The following is a 22,897-nucleotide window of genomic DNA, read 5'->3' on the forward strand; positions in this document are numbered from 1 at the left end:
GCTTGAGGAAGGGACGGCGCTCGCGGTTTTAAGCGCCGCTTGCGTGAAAGAAAGCGGAGCATGAGTCAGCGACGAACTCGCCGGCCTTGCTCCGTTTTTTTTTAATCAGGGACGTTACAGCGCGCTTTTCGTTTTCGGTTTGAAACTGGCCGACCACTTCATCGCCGGCAATTCGACGAGACGATAGAACACATACGCGGCAGGCACCGCAACCAGCATATAGCCGAACGACGGCCAGATCGACATCTGCAACGACGAGCGGAATAGCAGCGACGAGAGCAGCACGAAGATCGGCAGATGAATCAGATACAGCGAGAAGCTGAAGTCGCCGAAGCGCGACAGCAGCCGCAGGCCCCAACCGGCGCGGCCGCTGCCGTTGCCCTTATTGCGGTCGTTGGGTTCCAACGCCTTGTACAGATAGAACGCGAAGCCGATCGCCCACAACTGGAACGCACCGTACTGACCGAAATGAAACGCCGCGCAGCCGAGCGCGATGCAGGCCGCGGCGAGCGCGTAAAGCCACCGCGACGAACGCGTTTGCAACACGCTGTGCGCCTTCGCGTCGGCGATCCATGCGCCGAGCGTCCACGAAAACCAGTATGACGTGAAGAACTGAATGTCGTGCCGCTCGAGCGCATAAGCCGACACGACATTGACCACGCCGACTATCGCGAGCACCGACGTCATGCCGATGCGCCGGCGCAGTGCGAACAGCAGCGGATAGATCGCATAGAACTGCACTTCGAGCGAGAGGGTCCACAGCGCGCCGTTCGATCCATAGGTCTTGCCGGCCACGCCTTGCAGCGAAAACAGATTGACGAGAAATGCCTCGAGGCCGATCTCGCGAATCTTGTGGCTCACAGGCGGCAATTGCAGACTGAACCAGTCGAGTGCGAACGTCAGCAGCAATGCCGCGAGCAGCACCGGATAGATGCGCGCAAAGCGGCGCGCCCAGAAGTTCGCACCGCCGAGCCGGTAAGCGGGATTGGCGGCGAGCCGCAATGCGGCGCTGCGATGAATGCAGTAGCCGCTGATCACGAAGAAAATCGGCACGCCGGCCGAGCCCCACGCAATCGGAAAGGTCAGATAGGCGGCAATCGTATTCAGGCTGAATGAATGACCGGCGTTCTGGTGAAAGGCCTGCATGCCGACCCATTCGATCTGCCGGCAATGGAAGTACGCGACGAGCAGCGCGGCGAAGCCTCGCATTGCGTCGATCACATGTTCCTTGCCGGCGCTGTCGGCGCGCGCGTCGCTTTGCGCGCGCGGCGTGGCGGGTTTTGCCGCGGGTTTTGAGGTAGGAGACAGGGGCAGGGATGAGCCGGCGGCATCCAGTGCTGAGTCGCTCATGCGCGGTCCTTTATTCGAAGTGGTGCAATGCGGATTCGCGCGATGCGCGCGCGGTGCATCACATGCTAGTGCACCGCGCGCACCAAAAATGGATAAAAAAATCGGCCATATTCTCCATTAAAAAGGCCATTTTGTGACGAATTGTAATTACACATGACGAGCCGTATCGAATAATTATTTATCCGTTTTGTCATGCTACTTTGAAGCACGGATTCTCCTGATGAGAGGTGAAGTCATGAACCTGCATTTGCTGGCCGGCATCGCCGTGCTGCTGATCCTCGTCGCCGCCTCCGCCTACCGGGAAGCGCTGCGTAATGAGCCGATCCGCCGTTTTCGCATCAATCCGGGCAAGCTGCCGCAACTCGACGAAAACGAAGAAGCCCGTTCGTAAAGCCGGCCGCGGCACGCCTCGTTGCGCACGGACTCGCGCGCGCGGCGCGAGAAAATCCACGAGTAAATTTTTCGCAACTGCTTAAAAATAATTCGATTTTGCAATGTAATTGTTGCCTGTCTTGCGCATTACACGCCGCTCCAATGGATGCAAACCGGTTTTATTAAGCATTGTTTGAGAAATTTCACGCGTGATCTCGCGTGGCTTTTTTGTTAGCCTTTCCGGCGACGTCGAGCGGCCGCCATGCCCGCGACACCAATTTCTAACCGATCTGGGAATGCCTACCATGCTGAAAGTCACCAAAGCCGTGTTTCCCGTAGCGGGCCTCGGGACACGATTCCTGCCGGCTACCAAGGCAAGTCCGAAGGAAATGCTGCCTATCGTCGACAAGCCGCTGATTCAGTACGCTGTCGAAGAAGCGATTGCTGCCGGCATCACCGAAATGATCTTTGTCACGGGCCGCAGCAAGCGCGCTATCGAAGATCATTTCGACAAGTCGTATGAGATCGAGGCCGAGCTCGAAGCGCGCAACAAGCAGAAGCTGCTCGATCTCGTGCGCAGCATCAAGCCCGCTAATGTCGACTGTTTTTACGTTCGCCAGGCCGAAGCGCTCGGTCTCGGTCATGCAGTGCTCTGCGCGGAAAAGCTGGTCGGTCAGAGCCCGTTCGCAGTGATTCTCGCGGACGACCTGCTGCATAGCTCGAAGCCGGTCATGAGCCAGCTTGTCGATACGTTCAATCACTATCACAGCTCGGTGATCGGCGTGGAAACCATCGCGCGTGAAGACAGCCGCTCATACGGTGTGGTCGACGGCCGCGAGTGGGAAGACAACGTGATCAAGCTCTCGGGCATCGTCGAAAAGCCGGCACCGGACAAGGCGCCGTCGAACCTCGGCGTAGTGGGCCGCTACGTGCTGATGCCGACCATCTTCAAGCATATTCGCGCGCTGAAGCCCGGCGCGGGCGGCGAATTGCAGTTGACCGATGCCGTGCAGTCGCTGCTCACCGAAGAGCAGGTGCTCGCCTATCGCTACTTCGGCACGCGTTTCGATTGCGGCAGCAAGCTCGGCTATCTGAAGGCGACGGTGGAGTTCGCGCTGCGTCATCCGGAAGTGAAAGACGAGTTTGGAGCCTATTTGCAGGCTTATTTGCAGGCGAACGCGCACGGCGTGCCGCCGGAGTACACGGCTGAAGCGGCCTGATTCGGGCGGCGGTCGCTAGCATTGCTACGGTCGCTGCGGTCCACACGTAAATCACGCAGAAAGCGCGCAATACATCGCGCGCATTGAAATCGGGCGCCTCGCAGCAACGAGGCGCCCGTCTTTTTTTGCGGCTGCCGCTGCTCGAACTTCAATGCTTTCGAGCAACGGCGAACCTCAAGCCCGGTCCTGCTTCACTTCCAGACGGAACTTGTGCAGCAACGGCTCGGTGTAGCCGCTCGGCTGCTGACGTCCTTCGAACACGAGCGCCTGCGCGGCCTTGAACGCAATCGTGTCGAAGCCCGGCGCCATCGGCGTGTAGAACGGATCGGCGGCATTCTGCTGATCGACCACTTTCGCCATGCGCCTGAAGGTCTCCTCGACCTGCTCGCGCGTGACCACGCCGTGATGCAGCCAGTTGGCGATGTGCTGGCTCGAGATACGCAGCGTCGCGCGGTCTTCCATCAGGCCGACGTCGTGAATGTCCGGCACCTTCGAACAACCCACGCCCTGATCGATCCAGCGCACCACGTAGCCGAGAATGCCTTGCGCGTTGTTGTCCAGCTCGGCGCGGATTTCATCGGCGCTCCACTTCGCCGTTTCGACGACGGGAATCGTCAGCAGGCCGTCGAGCAATTCGTCGCGCACCTTCGCGTAATCGGTGCGCTCGAGTTCCTGCTGAACCGCCTGCACGTCGATCTGGTGATAGTGCAGCGCATGCAGCGTCGCGGCCGTGGGCGAGGGCACCCACGCCGTGTTCGCGCCGGCCTTCGGATGCACGATCTTCTGCTCGAGCATCGCGTGCATCAGATCGGGCATCGCCCACATGCCCTTGCCGATTTGCGAGCGGCCGCGCAGCCCGGCATGCAAACCGACCAGCACATTGCTGCGCTCGTACGCTGCAATCCAGGTGCTCGACTTCATATCGCCCTTGCGCATCATCGGGCCGGCTTCCATCGCGCTGTGCATCTCGTCGCCGGTGCGGTCGAGAAAGCCCGTATTGATGAACGCGACGCGCTCCGACGCCTCGCCGATACACGCCAGCAGATTGACGCTGGTGCGGCGCTCCTCGTCCATGATGCCCATCTTGATCGTGTTGCGCGGCAGCTTCAGCAGATCTTCGACGCGCGCAAAGAGTTCGCTCGCGAACGCCACTTCAGCCGGGCCGTGCATTTTCGGCTTCACGATATAGATGGAGCCGGTGCGCGAATTGAGCCTGTTTTTGCGGTCGTGCAGCGCGCACAGCGTCGTGATGACCGCATCGAGAATGCCCTCGGGAATCTCGGCGCCGTCTTTCGTCAGCACTGCCGGATTGGTCATCAGGTGGCCGACGTTGCGGATAAAAAGCAGCGATCGCCCGTGCAGCTTGACCGGCGTTTTGCCGTCCGCGCCGACGTATTCGCGATCCGCGTTCAGACGGCGCGTGAACGTCTTGCCGTTTTTCGTGACCTCTTCGGTCAGATCGCCGTTCATCAGGCCGAGCCAGTTGCGATAGAGCTGAACCTTGTCGCTCGCGTCCACGGCCGCAACGGAATCTTCACAGTCGATGATCGTGCTCACCGCCGCTTCGACCACCACGTCCTTGACATGCGCGGCGTCGGTCTTGCCGATTGAGTCGTTCGCGTCGATCTGGATTTCGAGGTGCAAGCCGTTGTGCTTGAGCAGCACCGCCGAGGGCTCGCTTGCGTCGCCCTGATAGCCGATGAATTGCGCGGGTGCAGCAAGCTCGCTCGTGCCGTTTTTCAGCGCGACGACGAGCTTGCCGTCCTGCACGCTATAGCGCGTCGCGTCGGCATGCGAGCCGTTCGCGAGCGGCGCGGCTTCGTCGAGAAACTTGCGGGCATAGGCGATGACCGCCGCGCCGCGCACCGGATTGAAGCTCTTCTGACGCTCCGCGCCGTTCGTATCGGGAATCGCGTCGGTGCCGTAGAGCGCGTCGTACAGGCTGCCCCAGCGCGCGTTCGCCGCATTCAGCGCATAGCGCTGGTTCGACAACGGCACCACCAGTTGCGGACCGGCCTGTTCGGCGATTTCAGTATCGACGTTCGCGGTCGTCGCCTTCACGCCGGCCGGCGCGGGCACGATATAGCCGATGCCTTCCAGAAACGCACGATACGCGCGCAAGTCGCGCACCGGGCCCGGATTCGCGCGATGCCAGTTGTCGAGTTCCGTTTGCAGGCGATCGCGCTCGGCGAGCAGCGCGCGGTTTTTGGGCGCCAGCTCGTGCACGAGGGCGTCGAAACCCGACCAGAACGCGGCGCTGTCGATTCCGGTGCCGGGCAGGGCTTCGGTTTCGACGAACTGGTCGAGATTGGCGGCGACCTGCAAGCCGCCACGCGGGTTCATCTGAGTCATCGACTGCTCCATCTGTCTGAGTGGGGCCGATGTGGGGTATCGGCCCGCGTTGGGGCTACTGCTGACAAGCTGTCTGCTGCTGTTGCTGCGTTCGGTTCGCGGATCGTGCGATCACGACGGCATTCGTGACGCACGGGCCATGCTCATGGCCTTGCCGACATCAGACGCCGAGCGCCTGAATGCCGGCCTTCGCGATCTGCGCATCCTGATCGGACTTTACGCCCGACACGCCGACCGCGCCGATCACCTGGCCTTCGACGATCACCGGCACGCCGCCTTCCAGCGTACCGGAGAGCGGCGCGCTGAGAAACGCGGTGCGGCCATTGTTGATCATGTCCTCGTATACCTTGGTTTCGCGACGGCCGATGGCCGCGGTGCGGGCCTTTTCGGTCGCGATATAGGCGCTCGCGGGCGCGCTGCCGTCCAGACGCAGCATGCCGAGCGGATGGCCGCCGTCGTCGGACACGACGATCGCGACGGCCCACCGGTTCTTCTCGGCTTCGGCACGCGCGGCTTCGAGGATGCGGGTCGTTTCGGCGATGGTCAGTACGGGTTTGCTCAGCATAATCAGGTTCCTGTCTCGTTCATGGTAGGGAGGCTTTGTGCCACTTCTTCCGGCTCATGCGCATGTTCATGCTTGCAGTGGCTATCAAACGGGGCAATAAAGCGCGGGCCGCGTCGACAGCCATGCTGCGTGCCAAGCTTTGGGATTTTACTTCCACGAGCGACGGGAGGAAACGGCCGCCGCCGCAAGCTTGCGGCTCGAAAGGAACAAGCGGCGCGATTTGCCGATTTACAATCGCCCAAGTGCCTCATAAAAACCAGCGAGAACCCCACATCATGCCGACCATCAGCGAGCTATTTGTCTATCCGATCAAATCCTGCGCGGGCATTGCGCTGAATGAAGCGCGTCTGCTGGCCACGGGGCTCGAATACGATCGTTACTGGATGGCCGTCGATTCAAACGGCGAGATGCTCACGCAGCGCGCGTATCCGCGCATGGCGCTCATCAAGGTGGAGATTGCGGATCATGAACTCGTGATCCGCGCGCCCGGCATGAGCGAGTTGCGCACGCCGCTCGATGCCGCGCAACTCGGCGCTGCGGACAAGTTCACCACAAAGGTATGGCGCGACGCGGCTTACGGACTCGACACCGGCGACGAATGCGCCGCCTGGTTCACGGCGTTTCTCGGCATGCCGGTGCGGCTGCTGCGCTTCGATCCCGAGCGGGAGCGAATTGTCGATCCCACCTACACGCAGAGCGTGGGCGGCGCCACGACTTATTTCGCCGATGGCTTTCCGTTGCTCGTGATCGGCCAGGCTTCGCTCGACGATCTGAACACGCGTCTGAACGCGAAAGGCGCGCCGTCGATTCCGATCGACCGGTTTCGTCCGAACATCGTGCTGAACGGGCTCGATGCTTATGAGGAAGATTATGTGGAGACGCTCGGGATCGACGGCGCGCAAACGTCGGAGCCGCGCGTCGAGCTGCGCCTTGTGAAGCCATGCTCGCGCTGTCCGATGCCGACCATCGACCAGGCGAAGGGTGAGCGCGATTCCGAATGGCCGAACGAACCGACCGACACGATGAGCGCCTATCGCGCGAATCCGCAGAGGAACGGCGCGGTCACGTTCGGCAACAACGCGGTCGTCGCGAGCGGGGCGGGCACGTGGCTGCGCGTGGGGCAGACGGTTGAAGCGGAGTTGGGCTTCGGCGATTAGCTGGGTTTTGCAGCGCGGCCGCGCGCGTGACGTGCGTCACGCAGCCCGAGCACGCGCCGATTCATCGTGCGATGTCGCGTCTTGCGCCCACATCGCTTCCACACTTTCGCCGATCGCATCGCCCACCAGGATCACGGCGGGACTGCCGAAGCCCTCGTCGGTGGCATCCGCGGCGAGACGATCGAGGCGCGTCAGCAAGCGCCGTTCATTCGCGCTGCCGGCCCACTGCACGACCGCTGCGGGGGTGTCGGCGGGCAGGCTCGCGAGCAACGCTGCGGCGAGGCTGCCGATTCGCCGCATGCCCATATAGATCGCAAGCGTGGTGCGCGTCGCGGCGAGCGCGGCCCAGTCCGGTTCGCCGTGGTCCTCTTTGTGCGCGGTGACGAATGTCACGCCATGACAATGACGGCGGTGCGTGAGCGAAATGCCGAGGCCCGCCGCGGCAGCGAAGCCCGATGAAATGCCGTTCACGATCTCGACCGGAATGCCGGCCTCGCGCAGGCTCGCGAGTTCTTCTCCCGCGCGGCCGAACAGCAGCGCTTCGCCGCCTTTCACCCTAACCACATCCAAGCCCTTCTGCGCGTACCGCCGCATCAGGCGCTCGATAAAAGCCTGCGGCGTCGAGCGGCAGCCGCCGCGTTTGCCGACGCGAATCACGCGCGCTTGCGGCGCGAGCGACACGATCTCGGGATTGGCCAGATCGTCGAGCAGCACGACGTCGGCGGCGGCGAGCGCTTTCGCGGCCCGCAGCGTGAGCAGATCGAGTTCGCCTGGGCCGGCGCTCAATAACGTGACCTTGCCGGAGTTCGTGTTCATCGCGATGTCCTTTTGATTCTCTGGTGGCCGGCGGCTTTGGTGTGCCTCGCGTGCCGCCGGCGCAAAAACAAAAACGGCGTCCTCTCGCGATGATCACGAGGGGACGCCGTTGTCCGTTGCTTGCTGTGTTGCTGACTTGTTCGATGCGTCGCGAGGCACTGCGTTGTGTCTCGCGCGACGGTCGCGTGTTGCGCTCCGGCTGCGTTGCCGGAGTCGAACGTTGCACGCGACGCGCATCGTGTTTATGCAAGGAGCAGGCCAACGAAGCGCTTGCGCGGTAATGACGTGCGTATTCGTTGGACGCAAAGCGCCGATGACTCGCGCGCCGACGCTCGCGCTCCCGCATTCGAGTCGCCGTTGCACGCGTGAAAAAGCCGGGTAGGGAGCGCGCTTCCCGCGCCGCCGATCCACGCACGTTTCGCACGCACACAGTGCTGCGTCGCACCATCGCTGTGCTGACGTGCATCGAAATACGTCGCGCGTCGAGTCCTTCATACGATGCCGCGATTCCTCGCAAAACCACGCGCTGCAAGGCTCACGAGCCTATAAAACCCGATTGGCACAGCCCTTGCATTTAACGGTCCCATCGGATCAACGACGATCCGCCGTGAGCGCACACAAAGCGCTCGCCGCAGCACCCAGGTCAGGACAACGGCGTCCCCCGAATTCAGTCATCGACTGGGTTCGCGGGACGCCGTTTTTATTTCCGGCGCCGCTTTGCCGATGACGGCAGCGCGGCAGCCGATGCCCAGCACATTGAGGAAACCGCGGTCATGAAAATCATCGTTATCGGTCACGGGATGGTCGGTCACAAACTGGTCGAGTGTCTGGCGCAAGACGCCGCGCACGGCCTCGACATCACCGTGCTGTGCGAAGAACCGCGTCCCGCGTACGACCGCGTGCACCTGTCCGAATTCTTCGCGGGCAAATCCGCCGACGACCTCTCGCTTGTCGAGCCCGGCTTTTTCGAACGCGAGAACGTGCTGCTCAAACTGAACGCGAAGGCCGTGTCGATCGATCGCGACGCGCACACGGTCGCGCTTTCCACCGGCGAGACGCTTGCCTACGACAAGCTCGTGATGGCCACCGGTTCGTCGCCGTTCGTGCCGCCCGTGGCAGGCCGCGAGCGCCGCGATTGCTTCGTCTACCGAACTATCGAGGATCTCGAAGCGATGCAGGAATGCGGCGCGCGCTCGAAGACGGGCACCGTCGTCGGCGGCGGGCTGCTCGGTCTCGAATGCGCGAAGGCGCTGCGCGACATGGGCCTGCAAACGCATGTGGTCGAGTTCGCGCCGCGCCTGATGGCCGTGCAGGTCGACGAAGGCGGCGGCCGCGTGCTGCGCGCGAAGATCGAGGAACTCGGCGTGACGGTCCACACGCAGAAGAACACCACGGCAATCGTCGACGGCGAAGCGGGCACGCACCGCATGCAGTTCGCCGACGGTTCGCATCTGGACACCGACATGATCGTGTTCTCCGCGGGCATCCGTCCGCGCGACGAACTGGCGCGTGCATGCGGCCTCGAAGTCGGCGCGCGCGGCGGCATTTCCATCGACGCGGCGTGCCGCACGAGCGATCCCGACATCTACGCAATCGGCGAATGTGCCGCATGGAACGGCATGGTGTATGGCCTCGTCGCGCCGGGCTACGACATGGCGCGCGTGGCCGCGAAACATCTGCTCGGCGACGACGCGGCCTTCGCGGGCGCCGACATGAGCACCAAACTGAAGCTGATGGGCGTGGACGTCGCGAGCATCGGCGATGCGCACGGCACGACGCCGGGCAGCCGAGCGTACCAGTTCAGCGACGAGCGCAAGCAGGTCTACAAGAAGCTGGTCGTCTCCGAATGCGGCAAGCAGTTGCTGGGCGCCGTGATGGTCGGCGATGCAAGCGAATACGGCACGCTGCTGCAGATGATGCTCAACGGTATCGAGCTGCCCGAGTCGCCCGAATTCCTGATCCTGCCGCCAAGCGACGGCGCCGCGAAACCGGGCCTCGGCGTCGACGCGTTGCCCGACACGGCGCAGATCTGTTCGTGCAACAACGTGTCGAAGGCCGAACTGTGCGCCGCCGTTTGCGCGGGCGCGACCGACATCGGCGCATTGAAATGCGCGACCACCGCGGGCACGTCGTGCGGCGGTTGCGTGCCGCTCGTCACGCAGGTGATGAAGGCCGAGATGAAGAAGCAGGGCCTCGCCGTGAACAATCACGTATGCGAGCACTTTGCCTATTCGCGCCAGGAGCTCTATCACATCGTGCGAGTGGAAGGCGTGCGCAGCTTCGGCGAACTGCTGTCACGGCACGGCCACGGTCTGGGCTGCGACATCTGCAAGCCGGTGGTGGCGAGCATTCTCGCGTCGTGCTGGAACGAATTCGTGCTGAAGAAAGAGCACGCGTCGTTGCAGGACACCAACGACTACTACCTCGCGAACATCCAGCGCGACGGCACCTATTCGGTGGTGCCGCGCATGCCGGGCGGCGAAGTCACGCCCGACGGGCTGATCGCCGTCGCGCAGGTCGCGAAGAAATACGGCCTCTACACGAAGATCACGGGCGGCCAGCGCGTGGACCTGTTCGGCGCGCGCGTCGAGCAGTTGCCGCTGATCTGGGAAGAGCTGATCGCGGCCGGCTTCGAATCGGGGCATGCGTACGGCAAATCGCTGCGCACGGTGAAGTCGTGCGTCGGCTCGACGTGGTGCCGTTATGGCGTCGGCGATTCGGTCGGGCTCGCGGTCGAACTCGAGAACCGCTACAAGGGCTTGCGCACGCCGCACAAGATCAAGTTCGGCGTGTCGGGCTGCACGCGCGAATGCGCGGAAGCGCAGGGCAAGGACGTCGGCGTGATCGCGACCGAGAAGGGCTGGAATCTCTATGTGTGCGGCAACGGCGGGATGAAGCCGCGGCATGCGGAACTGATCGCGTCGGACCTCGATCGCGAGACGCTCGTGCGCTACATCGACCGTTTCCTGATGTTCTATGTACGCACCGCCGACCGTCTGCAACGCACCAGCGTGTGGCGCGAAAGCCTGGAAGGCGGGCTTCAGTATCTGATCGACGTGGTCGTACACGACAAGCTCGACGTCGCCACGGAACTCGAAGCGGACATGCAGCGCGTGGTCGACACATACGAATGCGAGTGGAAGAAAGCGGTCACGGATCCGGAGACGCGCAAGCGCTTCCGTCACTTTGTCAACAGCGATCAGGCCGACAGCACCGTGACGTTCGTTCAGGAGCGCGGACAGATTCGCCCGGCCACGCCGGAGGAACGTCAGTCGAAGCTCGCTGCGATTCCTGTCGTAGTCGAAACCGTTTGATTTTTAGCGTCATCGAAAATGAGGAGCTCCGCCATGAGTAACGACCGCTTGCCGCAAACCTGGACCCCTGTTTGCACGCTCGACGACATCGTTCCGAACACGGGCGTCTGCGCGCTCGTCAAAGGCGAACAGGTCGCCGTATTTCACGTGAACACGGACCAAGATCAGGCCGCCGTGTACGCGATCGAAAACTTCGATCCGGGCTCGCGCGCGGCCGTGCTTTCGCGCGGGCTGATCGGCAGTCTCGGCGAGCGCGTCGTGGTGGCTTCGCCGATCTACAAGCATCACTTCGATCTGCGCACCGGCGAGTGCCTCGAAGCGCCCGCGCATTCCGTCAGCGCATTTCCCGCGCGCGTCGAAAACGGCCAGGTGTGGGTCGCCGTTTGAGCCGGTACGTTTCACCGCTGCATTAAGAACGGCCCGCATGGCACAGACGTTGCATTGACAGCGCGGGGTCCAAACAGAGTGATCATTCCGGTGCGCGGCGAAGCATACGGCCAGCCGGGTGATCGAAAATCAGTTTAATGAGGATGTCTGATGAAAAACGTGATGAGCTCGCTTAAGAGCGGCGACTGGCGCGCGCTGGTGGCGTGTTTCCTTTATTTCGACACGGGCTTTACCGTGTGGGTGCTGTATGGCCCGCTCGCGCCGTTCATCAGCAAAAGCATTTCGATGACGCCGGCGCAGCAGGGCCTGCTCGTCGCGGTGCCCGTGCTCTCCGCGGCGATCCTGCGCGTGACGCTCGGCAACCTCTATCAGTCGGCGCACGGCAAGCGCATTGCGCTGCTCGGCGTGCTGCTCTCGGCGGTGCCGACCATCGTGTTGCCGGTGCTGCCGTTCGTTCCGTCGTACACGCTGCTGCTTGTGCTCGGCGTGTTTCTCGGCGTGGGCGGTGCGAGCTTCGCGGTCGCGTTGCCGATGGCCGGCAGCAACTATCCGCCGAAAGTGCAGGGCCTCGTGCTGGGGCTTGCCGCTGCGGGCAACATCGGCGCGGTGCTCGACGGCTTCCTGTTTCCGCAGCTCGCCACGCACTACGGCTGGCAGGTCGCAACCGGCGGCGCATTGCCGCTGCTCGCGATCGCCGCGATCACGCTGTACTTCTGGGCCAACGACTCCGGCGTGAAGACAGGCAGCGTGCTGCGTGCCTTCGGCGGTTTCGCGGTGACGCTCGTCGGTCTGATCGTGCTCGTGCTGCTCGTCGAAGCGGGCATCTTCGGTTCGGGCAAGACCGGCGTGCTGCTGTTGCCGGTGATCGGCGCGCTGCTCGCGATTGCGGTGCTGCCCAAGCGCTATCGCTCAGTGCTCGCGGAGCGCGATACGTGGGTCATCATGCTCGTGTACAGCATCACGTTCGGCGGTTTCGTCGGCATGTCCTCGTATGTTTCGCTGCTGCTCACCAACCTCTATCAGCTCTCGAAGATCGACGCGGGTCTCTTCATGGCGTTGCTCGCCGCAACCGGCGCGCTGGTGCGTCCGCTCGGCGGCCTGATCGCCGACAAGGTGTCCGGCGTGCGTGCGCTGACGGTGCTGCTCGCGACGATTTCGCTGTGCGACCTTGTGTTCGCCGCAGTCATGCCTTCGCTCGCAGGCGGCATCGCGCTGCTGGTGTGCCTGTACCTGGCGTTCGGACTCGGCAATGGTGCAACGTTCCAGCTCGTGCCGCATCGCTGGGCTGGCCGCACGGGCTTGATGTCGGGCATCGTCGGCGCGGCGGGCGGGATTGGCGGTTTCTATCTGCCGGTCGTGATGGGTATCGCTAAGGAAAGCACCGGTTCGTATCAGATGGGCTTTGCGACCTTCGGCGCGCTTGCCGCCTGCGCGTTCCTCGCGATCGTCGCGCTGCGCCGTCCGTGGATGGCGTGGTCGATGCAATCTGCCGGCATGCACGCGCATGCAACGGAGTGATGCGGCGCTTTGATCTGAACCTTCACAAACAAATAGCGTGAGCACGATAGAACGGATTCAGACAGTGCGGGCCGACGCAGCGCAAACCGACGTGTCCAGCGAAGTGTTGAGCTCGTTGATCAACATCGCTGGGCGTCAACGGATGCTCTCGCAGCGCATCGTCTTCAAGGCGATGCTCGCGCTGCGTCAAAGCGACGGCGCGCTCGCGATCGCGCGAGACACGCTGCGCACTTTCGCGGACAGCCACGCGGCGCTCGTGCAAGGCCGCGACGGTCTGCCGGGGCTCTTTTCACCGGCGTTGCGCGAGGCCTTTCACGGCATGGGCAATGACAAAGACAAGGGCAACGGCAACGGACACGTCGCGAAGAAAATCGCCGACTTCATCGCATTGGCGTCGGCCGCGCTCGACGCGATAGGACGCAACTCGGCACGCGACTCGGCACGCGCCGAAGACGCCGTGCAGGCGTTGATCGCGTGCGCCGATCCGTTGCTGAACGACCTGCATGGCATCACGGCGGTCTACGAACAGGAGAGCCGGCGCATTGCCCGCTTGCAGAAAAAAGAGCAGCAGCAATTGATCGAACGAATCAAGTCGATCGCGAAGGAAGCGCATATCGTGTCCTTCAACGGTCAGATCGTGGCGAGCCGCACGAATGTGACCGGTCGCGAGTTCGCGGTCGTTGCGGGCGTGATGACCTCGATCACGAAGGAACTCGAGTCCGTGGTGAGCGCCTTCGTGAAGAAGACCGCGTCCGCCTGATCCGCGCGCCGAGGTCTGCCCACCCGATGCTATCCCGGCTATGCTTGACGTTTTCGCCAACGTCGGGTCAGCCATATGAACAGCGGATCGCAAACGGTGTGGGAAACGGTGTGGCAGACGGCCAAGGGTGAGTTCTCGGACCTCGGCAGCGCGGCCGATCTGACTCAGGTGCTGATGCGTCTCGGCATCGCGCTCGTGCTCGGCGGCGTGATCGGTTTCGAGCGCGAGATCTCGCGGCGCGATGCCGGCATGCGCACGCATATGATGGTCGCCGTGGGCGCGGCGCTATTCGTCGTGGTGCCGCTGCAAGCCGGCTTTTCGCAAGACAATATGAGCCGCGTGCTGCAAGGGCTCGTGTCGGGCATCGGCTTTCTCGGCGCGGGCGCCGTCATCAAGCTCAGTGCGCAGCGCGAGGTGCGCGGCCTGACGACGGCCGCAAGCCTGTGGCTGAGCGCGGGTGTGGGCATGGCGGCGGGCCTTGGGCGCGAAGCCACCGCGATTCTCAGCGTGGTCATTGCACTGTTGATTCTCTCGAGCGCGCGGCTCGTGAAAGGCCGCGCGCATCCACGCAAATAAGCGTTCGTCGACGTTAGAACTTATGACGCAGCGCGACTCGCGCGGCGACCTGCGTACCCGTCGACGACGGCGCCTGTACGCCCGGAATAAACGCGTTATCGAGGATCGAATGCGTCGAGTCTCCCGTGACCTTCTGATACACGCCCTGCACGTAAACGTCCGTGCGTTTGGACAGGTTGTAGTCCGCCATCAGACCGGCCGAATGAATCTTCGGCTTCACGCCGCCTGACGACGCGTCGTAATTCTCCATCGTGTACACGTACTGCGCACCGACGAAGAACGCGGGCGTGAACTGGTATTTGCCGTTCACTTCGAAGTTCTGGTACTTCAGCGTGTTCAACGTCACGCCCGCCGCCGCGAGCGGCACGCCGATATAGCCGTTGCCCGTTGGGCTCCTGTAGCTGGAGTTCGTATAAGCGAAACCGGCGGTGGCCGAGCCGAACGTATAGTTGATGCCGCCGCCGAAAATCCGCATGCGTCCGGCGATGAAGCTCGCGTCGTTCGCCGTGATTGCGCCGGTCGCGCCCACGCCGGGGTTATTCGCCTGCAGATAGGCGGCCGCAATCAGAAGGCCGCCGGTCGCGTACTGCGCGCCGAAGCTGTACGCGCGATTGTTCGCGAAGTTCGTGTCGTTGCTGAAGCTGTAGACGCCGCCGAACTGCAGACCCGCGAAGTTCGGGCTCGCGTATTTCACGCTGTTGCCGAGGCGAAACGAGTTATCGGTGTTGTCGTTGTCGTACGGATGCGCGAACAGATAGCCGGCCCAGTTGCCGTTCGCCGTCGTCTGCGCGAGGTAGTCGACGACGGAGTCGTACTGTCGTCCGAACGTGAGCGTGCCGAACCGGTTGTCGCTCAAACCCACGTACGCCTGGCGGCCGAACATGCGGCCGCCCTGGCCGAGCCGCCCCGAATTGATGTCGAAGCCGTTTTCCAACTGGAACACGGCCTGCGTCCCGCCGCCCAGATCTTCCGAGCCCTTCAGGCCCCAGCGACTGCCTTGTGCGTAGCCGCTCGCCATTTCCCATACCGCGCCGCGCCCGGCGTTGTTGGTGTAGTCGAGGCCTTCGTCGAGCACGCCGTACAGCGTCACGCTGCTTTGCGCGAACGCGCAGGGACTGGCCAGCGAGGCGAGGGCGGCGATAGCGCCGGCGATGGCCTGGGCAGTAGCCGTGGCGGACAGGTTCTTTCTCATCATCGTGAACTCCAGACGTTGGTAATGAGCGGCCCGATGCCAGGACTCGGCGCGGCCGCTGCTTTTTGGCGAAGCCCGGATTCTGCTATTCGAGATGCGGCTCGCGTATGAGGCACATCCCTGGATAAACGTGATTTTTTCGAATGTTTGTCCAGCGAATTATTCGCTTGTGGCCGGTAATCAGGCCGACAAAAATTCCGTCCATGCACTTTTGCATGAAGACGGAAACGCAAGGCATGCGTTTTCCGCAGGCAAGAAAACGAAGGAGACGAACATGCGACTCGACCGGAACTATGTGAACGGCCGCTTTCTCGAACCGGCCGCCGATGCCGGTTCACCCACGCATCAGGCGTTGATCGCCGTCCACAACCCAGCGACCGAAGCGCTCATTGCGCACGTCACCGCCGCGACTCGCGCGGAAGCCGTGGCCGCCGTCGATGCCGCCGCGCTCGCGCAAAAGGCGTGGCGCAAGCTGCCGTCGGTGGAACGCGGCGCGTGGCTGCACAAGCTCGCCGACGCGCTCACCGAATGCGCGCCGGCCATCGGCGCGGCGCTCGCGCTCGAATCGGGCAAGAGTCTCGCCGATGCCACGAACGAAGCGATCTACGCCGCGCAGATCACGCGTTACCACGCAGAGTGGGCGCGGCGCATCGAAGGCGAAGTGATTCCAAGCGATACGCCCGACGAAAACCTCGTGCTGCATCGCGAGCCGATCGGCGTGGTCGCGTGCCTGATTCCGTTCAACTACCCGGTCTACACGTTCATGCGCAAGGTGGCGCCCGCGCTGATCGCGGGCAACACGGTCGTCGTGCGCCCAAGCAACAACACGCCGACCTCGGCGTTCGAAATCGCCAAGGCCGTCGAGAAGGCCGGTTTGCCCGCAGGCGTCGTCAACATTCTCGCGATGGATCATGCGACTGCCGAAGCGCTGTGCACGCATCCCAAGGTCGGCATGATCACGTTGACGGGCAGCGTTGGCGCGGGCCGCAAGGTGCTCGATTACTGCAAGGCGAATATCGCGAAGCCGTCGCTCGAATTGGGCGGCAAGACGCCGGCCATTATCGAAGCCGACGCCGATCTGGAAAAAGCCGCGCGTGAACTGGTCGCGTCGAAAACCACGCACTGCGGCCAGCTTTGCACGGCGATCGAACGCGTCTATGTGCAGGAAAGCGTGCATGACCGCTTCGTCGCGCTGCTCAAGCGCCACATGAGCGCAGTCGAGTTCGGCGACCGCGGCGAACAGCCGTCGCTGATGGGTCCGCTCGTCAATGAAGCATCGCGTCAGTCGATTCACGCGATGGTCGCGCGCGCGGTTGCAGCAGGCGCGACGCTGGAAACAGGCGGCAAGCTGCCGGCATCGACGGAACGCAAAGGGTTCTTCTATCCGGCCTCGTTGTTGTCGAACTGCCGGCAGGACATGGAGATCGTGCAGGAAGAGACCTTCGGCCCCGTGATGCCGGTCGTCAAATACCGCACGCTCGACGAAGCACTCGAGATGGCCAACGATCACCAGTTCGGTTTGTCGTCGGTGCTTTACACCGAGAACTATCGCAGCGCGATGAAGATCGCCAACGGCATCGAAGCGGGCGAGTTGTATGTGAACCGCACGCCGGCCGATCCATATCAGGGCTTTCATGCGGGCTGGAAACGCTCGGGCCTCGGCGGCGACGACGGCAAGCACGGCATGCTCGAATTCACGCAGACGCGTCTTGTCGTCATGAAGTACTGATGCAAACACGCAGCAAAACGCTGCTCATTCATAACAAAACATATTGGAGACTCACGGGCCGCTCATGCGGCGCGGGGTCTCTCAGGAGGCTCACGTGTCATCTCAACCCGTCCGATCCGCTTCGAACGCCGCTGCACTCGCGTTAAACGAAAACGACCTGCAAACCGCGCTGCAAAACACCAAAGCGCGCCGTTATACGCAACTGATGTTGCTGGTTCTCGCAGCCGGCGCGATCTATCCGATCCTGTATCTGCGGCAGGTTTATCAGCCGACGATGCTCGAAGTGTTTCATATCACCGATAGTCAACTCGGCTATCTGTATTCATCGCTCGGCACCATTTTTCTGCTCAGCTATCTGCCGAGCGGCTGGCTCGCGGATCGCATTGCGCCACGCCTGTTGATCTGCTTTTCGCTGATCGCAACCGGCGTGCTCGGGCTCTGGTATTCGACCGCGCCTTCTTTTCAGATGCTGATGCTGATCTTCGGCGGCTGGGGCTTGTCGACCGGCCTGACGTTCTGGGCCGCTGTGATCAAACGCGTGACGATGATCGCCGGCGCCGACGAGCAAGGCCGCTTCTTCGGTCTGCTCGACGGCGGGCGCGGGCTCATCGAGGCGATGCTCGCGACGGTCGCCATCACGCTGTTCGCATGGGCGACGCAGACGAAGGGCGAGTCAGTCGCCGCGGGTTTCAGAATGGTCGTCTACATGTACGCGTTCTTGTGCATTGCGCTCGGTGTGGTGCTGGTTCTCGTGAAAGACCCGCAAGGCGAGCAGGGCGCGCGTGACGACGCGGCCAATCGCGCTGCGCGCCGGCGCAACAACGTGCTCGCCGATCTCGCCACGCTCGCAAAGATTCCGGAGTTGTGGCTCGTCGCGGCGATCGTGTTCTGCGGCTACCAGGTGTTCTGGGCGACGTATAGCTTTTCCGCCTATCTGCACGAAGGCGAAATCGGCCTGACCGTCGTCATGGCCGGCACGATCACCACGCTCAAACTGTGGATGCGGCCGATTGGCGGCATCGGCGGCGGCTTTCTCGGCGACCGTTACTCGAAGGTATCGGTGCTGGTCATCGCGCTGTTTCTCGCCGCGCTGTCCCTGCTCGGACTGATGGCCGCACCACGCATTGCGAGCCACGTATTGCTGGTGTTCCTCGTGCTGTTCATCGGCATTCTGACCTACGCGATTCGCGGGCTTTACTGGTCGCTGCTGGACCGCTGCAACATCCCCGTTTCGACGATGGGCCTCGCCATCGGCCTCATCTCCGTACTCGGTTATTCGCCCGATGTATTTTTGCCGCTCATCAACGGTTATCTGACGCAGACGTTCCCCGGCGTATTCGGCTATAAGCTGTATTTCGGTTATGTGGCGGCGATGGCTGCGCTCGGCGGTTTTGCGGGGCTCGCGTTGAGAAACATGCTTAACAGGAAAGAGGTTGCGTAAATGAAAGTTGTCTCGCTCGAAACGCATATCGTTGCCGTACCGCCGCCGCACGTGGGCGGCATGTACTGGATCTTCGTCAAGCTGAAAACCGACTGCGGTATTGAAGGCGTCGGCGAAATCTATTCGGCGACGTTTCATCCGAAAGCAATGACGCATATCGTCGACGATGTGTTTGCGCGCTATCTGCTCGACAAGGACCCGCATCATATTGAGCGCTTGTGGCGCGAAGCCTATTCGAGCGGCTTCACGCAACGTCCCGATCTGACGATGATGGGCGTGGTGAGCGGCCTCGAAATGGCGTGCTGGGACATTATCGGCAAGGCAGCGGGCAAGCCGGTTTACGAATTGCTCGGCGGCATGGTGAATCAGCGTCTGCGCTCATACACGTACCTGTACCCGAAGAACAGCCGCGGCGAATACGACTACGACGATCCCGATCTTGCCGCCGAATGCGCCGCCGGGAATGTGAAGCGCGGCTTTACCGCGGTGAAGTTCGATCCGGCCGGGCCGTACACGGCGTACTCGGGGCATCAACTGTCGATGGAAGTACTCGACCGCTGCGAGACATTCTGCCGCCGCGTGCGCGAAGCGGTGGGCAGCAAGGCCGATCTGCTGTTCGGCACGCATGGACAGATGGTGCCTTCATCGGCAATCCGGCTTGCGAAGCGCCTCGAAAAATACGATCCGCTATGGTTTGAGGAACCCGTGCCGCCCGGCCAGGAAGACGCGATGGCGCAAGTCTCGCGGCACACGAGCATTCCGATTGCAGCCGGCGAGCGGCTGACTACGAAGTACGAATTTTTCAGGCTGCTGCAAGCGGGCGCTGCATCGATTCTGCAATTGAACGTGGCGCGCGTGGGCGGTCTGCTCGAAGCGAAGAAAGTGGCCGCGCTCGCCGAGGTGTATTACGCGCAGATCGCACCGCATCTGTACAACGGTCCGATCGGTGCGGCCGCAAGCATTCAGTTGGCGACATGCACGCCGAACTTCCTGATTCAGGAAAGCATCGGCACGTGGGACGGTTTTCATGCGGCGGTTTTGAAGAAGCCGATTCAATGGGAAGACGGCTACATCATTCCGTCGCGCGAACCTGGGCTTGGCGTCGAGCTGAACATGGAAGTCGTCGCACAGCACACGCCGTACACGGGCGAGCGTCTGCATCTGCAAATGGCCGCACAACCTGTCGACGTGAAAGATCTGGCGCCGGCCAAGGGTTAGAGCATGAACTACGATTACATCATCGTCGGCGCGGGTTCGGCGGGCTGCATTCTCGCCAATCGCCTGTCGGCGTCGGGCCAATATTCGGTGCTGCTGCTCGAGGCGGGCGGCAAGGACAGTTCGTTCTGGTTCAGGATTCCAGTGGGTTTTACGAAGACCTACTACAACGAAACCTATAACTGGATGTATTACAGCGAGCCGGAAAAGGAACTGGATAACCGGCCTATCTATTGTCCGCGCGGCAAGGTGCAGGGCGGCTCCGGCTCCATCAACGCGATGATTTACGTGCGCGGGCAAGCGGGCGATTTCGACGATTGGGCGGCAGCGGGCAACTCCGGCTGGGCGTTTCGCGACGTGCTACCGTATTTCCGCAAGCTCGAATCGCATCCGCTTGGCAATACGAAATATCACGGCGCCGATGGGCCGATCCGCATCTCGCCGATGAAAGACGCCGTGCATCCGATTTGCCACGTCTTTCTGAAGGGCTGCGATCAGGCCGGCTATCAGCGCAGCGACGACTTCAACGGCGCGCAATTCGAAGGCGCCGGTATTTACGATGTCAACACGCGCAATGGTCAGCGCTCGTCGAGCAGCTTCGAGTATCTGCATCCGGCGCTCGCGCGGAAAAATCTCACGATCGAGCATAACGTGCTGGTCGATCGTGTGCTGTTCGACGGCGAGCGGCGCGCGATTGGCGTGAGCGTCACGCAGGAGGGTGTCGTGCGGCGTTTCATGGCGAATCGCGAAGTGATCTTGTGCGCGGGCGCGGTCGATTCGCCGAAGCTCTTGCAATTATCCGGCGTCGGCGACAGTGCGTTGCTCACGAAACACGGCATCGCCACCGTCAATGAGTTGCCCGCCGTCGGCCGCAATTTGCAGGACCATTTGTGCGTGAGCTTCTACTACCGCGCGAACGTCAAAACGCTCAACGACGAAATGCGGCCGCTTCTCGGCAAGCTCAAGCTCGGGCTGCAATATCTGCTCACGCGCAAGGGGCCGCTTGCAATGAGCGTGAATCAGTCGGGCGGTTTTTTCAAAGGCAGCGAACGCGAGGCGCAGCCGAACCTGCAGCTTTACTTCAATCCGCTGTCGTACCGGATTCCGAAGAGCAGCAAGGCGAATCTCGAACCGGAGCCGTACTCGGGCTTCCTGCTCGCATTCAACCCTTGCCGGCCGACGAGCCGCGGCTCGATCGAAATCGCGTCGAATCGCGCGGCCGACGCCGCGAAGATTCGCCTGAACGCGCTCAGCACGCAGAAGGACATCGACGAGGTGATTCAGGGTTGCGAACTCGTGCGCAAGATCATGGGCTCGCCGGCACTGAAGGAGATCACAGTCGAGGAAATCTCGCCGGGGCCGCAGGTCGCGTCGCGCGAGGACTTCCTGCAATATTTCCGCGAGCAGTCGGGCTCCATCTATCACCTGTGCGGCTCGTGCGCGATGGGCGACGATCCGCGGACGTCGGTGGTGGATGCGCGTTTGCGCGTGCACGGCATGGCGGGCTTGCGCGTCGTCGATGCGTCGATCTTCCCGAACATCACGTCCGGCAACATCAATGCGCCGACGATGATGGTCGCGGAGAAGGGCGCCGACATGATTCTCGAAGACGCCGCTGCGCAGGGCGCGCGCGAGGCTGAGGTGGCGGAGTGGGCTAGCGCCGCTTGAGGGATGTCGGCGTTGTGTTGAAGCTGAAGAGGACAGCGCGCCGATGCAATGCGATCGGTGCGTTTTTTATCGGCACTCTGTGAAAAACAAACGCGGTTGACGCCGCGCGTTTCACTACACGTTAGACGTCGCCGAGCGGCATCGCCTCCGAGCCCTCGAAAGACCGTTCGCCCAGCCAGATTTCCTGTTGCAGCCAGTCGCGAAACAGCGCGACGTGCGGCAATTCCTCCTGCCCGGCGCGCGTCACGAGCCAGTACGACTGATGGCCGTCGACGTGCACGTTCAGCACCTGCACCAGTTGCCCGTCGGCGAGTTCACGCGCGACCATGTGACGGTCGGCGATCGTCACACCGAGGCCGTCGATGGCGGCACGAATCGCGTGGTCGAGCAGATCGAATTCATAGCCGCCGCGCGTATCCACATTGTCGATTCCGGCGGCCTTGAGCCAGTGTTGCCACGTGAGGTAGCGCTGATCCGCGCTCGCCAATACGTGCAGCAGCGTGAGTTCGTTGAGATCGATCGACGCGCGCCCCGCCTGGCGCGCGAGCAGCGCGGGCGCGCAGACGGCGACGTGCCGTTCGTTCATCAACAGACGATTGTCGAAACCTTCCCACTCGCCGTTGCCGAAGCGGATCGCGCAATCGAGCACGCCGGATTCCGCGAGCTTGTCGTCGATGCGTGTCGACAGGCTCAGTTCGAGATGCGGGTGCGCGTCGCGCAGCCGGCCGAGACGCGGCATCAGCCAGCGGCTCGTGAAGGTGGGCGGTGCGTTGATACGCAGCCGGTTACGATGCGTTTTCTCCTGCAGGCTGCGCACCGTCAGTTCGATACGGTCGAACGATTGCTGCAGCGCCTGCAACAGCACGCGCCCGGCCGCCGACAGTTCGAGATGGTGATGATGGCGTTGCAGCAGCGTCTCGCCGATTTGCGCCTCGAGTTGACGCACTTGCCGGCTCACGGCGCTTTGCGTGACGTTGAGCAATTCCGCGGCGCGCGTGAAGCTGCCGGTGCGGCCAGCCACTTCGAAGGCTTTGAGCGCGTTCAGCGCCGGCATTTTGCGTTTCAAGATGTTCGACCGGGAGAGGGAAGCGCGACGCGCGATGTGCCCGGTATTTTAGCGGCTGGGGAGAGGGAGGCGAGGTGGTTTGGGCGGGTGTTTTTACGGAGGGGACGCGGGAGGGAAGGCGTGTCGCGCAGGTGTTTTCGCGGGTTTGAAGAGATGGCGGGCAGCACGGCGAAGCGCGAGATGCGGACTTGCTGCTGAA

The 22,897-nt window shown here is 62.5% G+C and carries 18 protein-coding genes; 12 read left to right on the forward strand and 6 right to left on the reverse strand.

Going from position 1 to position 22,897, the window contains the following annotated elements:
• Positions 1-114: 114 nt before the first annotated feature.
• Positions 115-1,350 carry an acyltransferase gene (locus tag C8K18_RS13645; protein WP_107707762.1) on the reverse strand — a complete coding sequence of 412 codons (1,236 nt, stop codon included), beginning with the start codon at positions 1,348-1,350 and terminating at the stop codon, positions 115-117.
• A 220-nt stretch (positions 1,351-1,570) separates the two neighbouring features.
• On the opposite strand from C8K18_RS13645, the gene C8K18_RS33300 reads away from it, so the two are divergent.
• Both C8K18_RS33300 and galU read left to right on the forward strand, forming a co-directional pair.
• The gene (locus tag C8K18_RS33300) at positions 1,571-1,741 is read left to right on the forward strand and encodes a hypothetical protein (RefSeq protein ID WP_157140611.1); all 171 of its coding nucleotides are present in this window, start codon (positions 1,571-1,573) and stop codon (positions 1,739-1,741) included.
• Positions 1,742-2,027: 286 nt separating this feature from the next.
• Positions 2,028-2,942, forward strand: coding sequence for a UTP--glucose-1-phosphate uridylyltransferase GalU (galU, locus tag C8K18_RS13650; protein ID WP_006049009.1), 915 nt, complete (start codon positions 2,028-2,030; stop codon positions 2,940-2,942).
• A gap of 174 nt (positions 2,943-3,116) precedes the next feature.
• Here galU and C8K18_RS13655 read toward each other — a convergent pair whose 3' ends face one another.
• On the reverse strand, positions 3,117-5,294 hold the full coding sequence (locus C8K18_RS13655; RefSeq protein ID WP_107707818.1) for a malate synthase G: 2,178 nt from the start codon (positions 5,292-5,294) through the stop codon (positions 3,117-3,119).
• A gap of 160 nt (positions 5,295-5,454) precedes the next feature.
• Positions 5,455-5,859: a heme-binding protein gene (locus C8K18_RS13660; RefSeq protein ID WP_006049011.1), complete on the reverse strand. Its 405-nt coding sequence runs from the start codon at positions 5,857-5,859 to the stop codon at positions 5,455-5,457.
• A gap of 275 nt (positions 5,860-6,134) precedes the next feature.
• Here C8K18_RS13660 and C8K18_RS13665 point away from each other — a divergent pair, with 275 nt between their 5' ends.
• Positions 6,135-7,016: an MOSC domain-containing protein gene (locus C8K18_RS13665; protein ID WP_107707763.1), complete on the forward strand. Its 882-nt coding sequence runs from the start codon at positions 6,135-6,137 to the stop codon at positions 7,014-7,016.
• Positions 7,017-7,052: 36 nt separating this feature from the next.
• Here the strand turns inward: C8K18_RS13665 and cobA are convergent, their stop codons facing one another.
• Complete coding sequence (cobA, locus tag C8K18_RS13670; protein ID WP_107707764.1) at positions 7,053-7,832, reverse strand: uroporphyrinogen-III C-methyltransferase; 780 nt, start codon at positions 7,830-7,832, stop codon at positions 7,053-7,055.
• Between the two features lie 773 nt (positions 7,833-8,605).
• Here cobA and nirB point away from each other — a divergent pair.
• The 5 genes from nirB to C8K18_RS13695 all read left to right on the forward strand — a co-directional run bounded on the left by nirB (position 8,606) and on the right by C8K18_RS13695 (position 14,387).
• The gene (gene nirB / locus C8K18_RS13675) at positions 8,606-11,146 is read left to right on the forward strand and encodes a nitrite reductase large subunit NirB (RefSeq protein WP_107707765.1); all 2,541 of its coding nucleotides are present in this window, start codon (positions 8,606-8,608) and stop codon (positions 11,144-11,146) included.
• A 33-nt stretch (positions 11,147-11,179) separates the two neighbouring features.
• On the forward strand, positions 11,180-11,533 hold the full coding sequence (gene nirD / locus C8K18_RS13680; protein ID WP_006049015.1) for a nitrite reductase small subunit NirD: 354 nt from the start codon (positions 11,180-11,182) through the stop codon (positions 11,531-11,533).
• A gap of 150 nt (positions 11,534-11,683) precedes the next feature.
• Positions 11,684-13,051 carry an MFS transporter gene (locus tag C8K18_RS13685; protein WP_006049016.1) on the forward strand — a complete coding sequence of 456 codons (1,368 nt, stop codon included), beginning with the start codon at positions 11,684-11,686 and terminating at the stop codon, positions 13,049-13,051.
• A 37-nt stretch (positions 13,052-13,088) separates the two neighbouring features.
• A complete protein-coding gene (locus tag C8K18_RS13690; protein ID WP_107707766.1) occupies positions 13,089-13,811 on the forward strand; it encodes a type IV pili methyl-accepting chemotaxis transducer N-terminal domain-containing protein in 723 nt (240 codons plus the stop codon).
• 75 nt (positions 13,812-13,886) lie between these two features.
• Positions 13,887-14,387, forward strand: coding sequence for an MgtC/SapB family protein (locus C8K18_RS13695; RefSeq protein ID WP_006049018.1), 501 nt, complete (start codon positions 13,887-13,889; stop codon positions 14,385-14,387).
• 13 nt (positions 14,388-14,400) lie between these two features.
• Here the strand turns inward: C8K18_RS13695 and C8K18_RS13700 are convergent, their stop codons facing one another.
• A complete protein-coding gene (locus C8K18_RS13700) occupies positions 14,401-15,579 on the reverse strand; it encodes a porin (protein ID WP_107707819.1) in 1,179 nt (392 codons plus the stop codon).
• Between the two features lie 274 nt (positions 15,580-15,853).
• On the opposite strand from C8K18_RS13700, the gene aldA reads away from it, so the two are divergent.
• The 4 genes from aldA to C8K18_RS13720 all read left to right on the forward strand — a co-directional run bounded on the left by aldA (position 15,854) and on the right by C8K18_RS13720 (position 21,632).
• Positions 15,854-17,308: an aldehyde dehydrogenase gene (aldA, locus tag C8K18_RS13705; protein WP_107707820.1), complete on the forward strand. Its 1,455-nt coding sequence runs from the start codon at positions 15,854-15,856 to the stop codon at positions 17,306-17,308.
• A 94-nt stretch (positions 17,309-17,402) separates the two neighbouring features.
• Entirely contained in the window at positions 17,403-18,749 is a 1,347-nt protein-coding gene (locus tag C8K18_RS13710) for a nitrate/nitrite transporter (protein WP_107707767.1), read from the forward strand.
• The gene (locus C8K18_RS13715; RefSeq protein WP_107707768.1) at positions 18,750-19,967 is read left to right on the forward strand and encodes a mandelate racemase/muconate lactonizing enzyme family protein; all 1,218 of its coding nucleotides are present in this window, start codon (positions 18,750-18,752) and stop codon (positions 19,965-19,967) included.
• Between the two features lie 3 nt (positions 19,968-19,970).
• Entirely contained in the window at positions 19,971-21,632 is a 1,662-nt protein-coding gene (locus C8K18_RS13720) for a GMC family oxidoreductase (protein WP_107707769.1), read from the forward strand.
• Positions 21,633-21,753: 121 nt separating this feature from the next.
• Here the strand turns inward: C8K18_RS13720 and C8K18_RS13725 are convergent, their stop codons facing one another.
• Positions 21,754-22,686: a LysR substrate-binding domain-containing protein gene (locus C8K18_RS13725; protein WP_029968456.1), complete on the reverse strand. Its 933-nt coding sequence runs from the start codon at positions 22,684-22,686 to the stop codon at positions 21,754-21,756.
• Between the last annotated feature and the right edge of the window lie 211 nt (positions 22,687-22,897).

Source organism: Paraburkholderia sp. GV068 (assembly GCF_003058125.1).
Taxonomy (GTDB): domain Bacteria; phylum Pseudomonadota; class Gammaproteobacteria; order Burkholderiales; family Burkholderiaceae; genus Paraburkholderia; species Paraburkholderia graminis.

Coding starts and splice junctions, on each gene's coding strand:
- C8K18_RS13645 (WP_107707762.1), bottom strand. CDS start 1,350: ATGAGCGACTCAGCACTGGATGCCGCCGGCTCATCCCTGCCCCTGTCT.
- C8K18_RS33300 (WP_157140611.1), top strand. CDS start 1,571: ATGAGAGGTGAAGTCATGAACCTGCATTTGCTGGCCGGCATCGCCGTG.
- galU (WP_006049009.1), top strand. CDS start 2,028: ATGCTGAAAGTCACCAAAGCCGTGTTTCCCGTAGCGGGCCTCGGGACA.
- C8K18_RS13655 (WP_107707818.1), bottom strand. CDS start 5,294: ATGACTCAGATGAACCCGCGTGGCGGCTTGCAGGTCGCCGCCAATCTC.
- C8K18_RS13660 (WP_006049011.1), bottom strand. CDS start 5,859: ATGCTGAGCAAACCCGTACTGACCATCGCCGAAACGACCCGCATCCTC.
- C8K18_RS13665 (WP_107707763.1), top strand. CDS start 6,135: ATGCCGACCATCAGCGAGCTATTTGTCTATCCGATCAAATCCTGCGCG.
- cobA (WP_107707764.1), bottom strand. CDS start 7,832: ATGAACACGAACTCCGGCAAGGTCACGTTATTGAGCGCCGGCCCAGGC.
- nirB (WP_107707765.1), top strand. CDS start 8,606: ATGAAAATCATCGTTATCGGTCACGGGATGGTCGGTCACAAACTGGTC.
- nirD (WP_006049015.1), top strand. CDS start 11,180: ATGAGTAACGACCGCTTGCCGCAAACCTGGACCCCTGTTTGCACGCTC.
- C8K18_RS13685 (WP_006049016.1), top strand. CDS start 11,684: ATGAAAAACGTGATGAGCTCGCTTAAGAGCGGCGACTGGCGCGCGCTG.
- C8K18_RS13695 (WP_006049018.1), top strand. CDS start 13,887: ATGAACAGCGGATCGCAAACGGTGTGGGAAACGGTGTGGCAGACGGCC.
- C8K18_RS13700 (WP_107707819.1), bottom strand. CDS start 15,579: ATGAGAAAGAACCTGTCCGCCACGGCTACTGCCCAGGCCATCGCCGGC.
- aldA (WP_107707820.1), top strand. CDS start 15,854: ATGCGACTCGACCGGAACTATGTGAACGGCCGCTTTCTCGAACCGGCC.
- C8K18_RS13715 (WP_107707768.1), top strand. CDS start 18,750: ATGAAAGTTGTCTCGCTCGAAACGCATATCGTTGCCGTACCGCCGCCG.
- C8K18_RS13720 (WP_107707769.1), top strand. CDS start 19,971: ATGAACTACGATTACATCATCGTCGGCGCGGGTTCGGCGGGCTGCATT.
- C8K18_RS13725 (WP_029968456.1), bottom strand. CDS start 22,686: ATGCCGGCGCTGAACGCGCTCAAAGCCTTCGAAGTGGCTGGCCGCACC.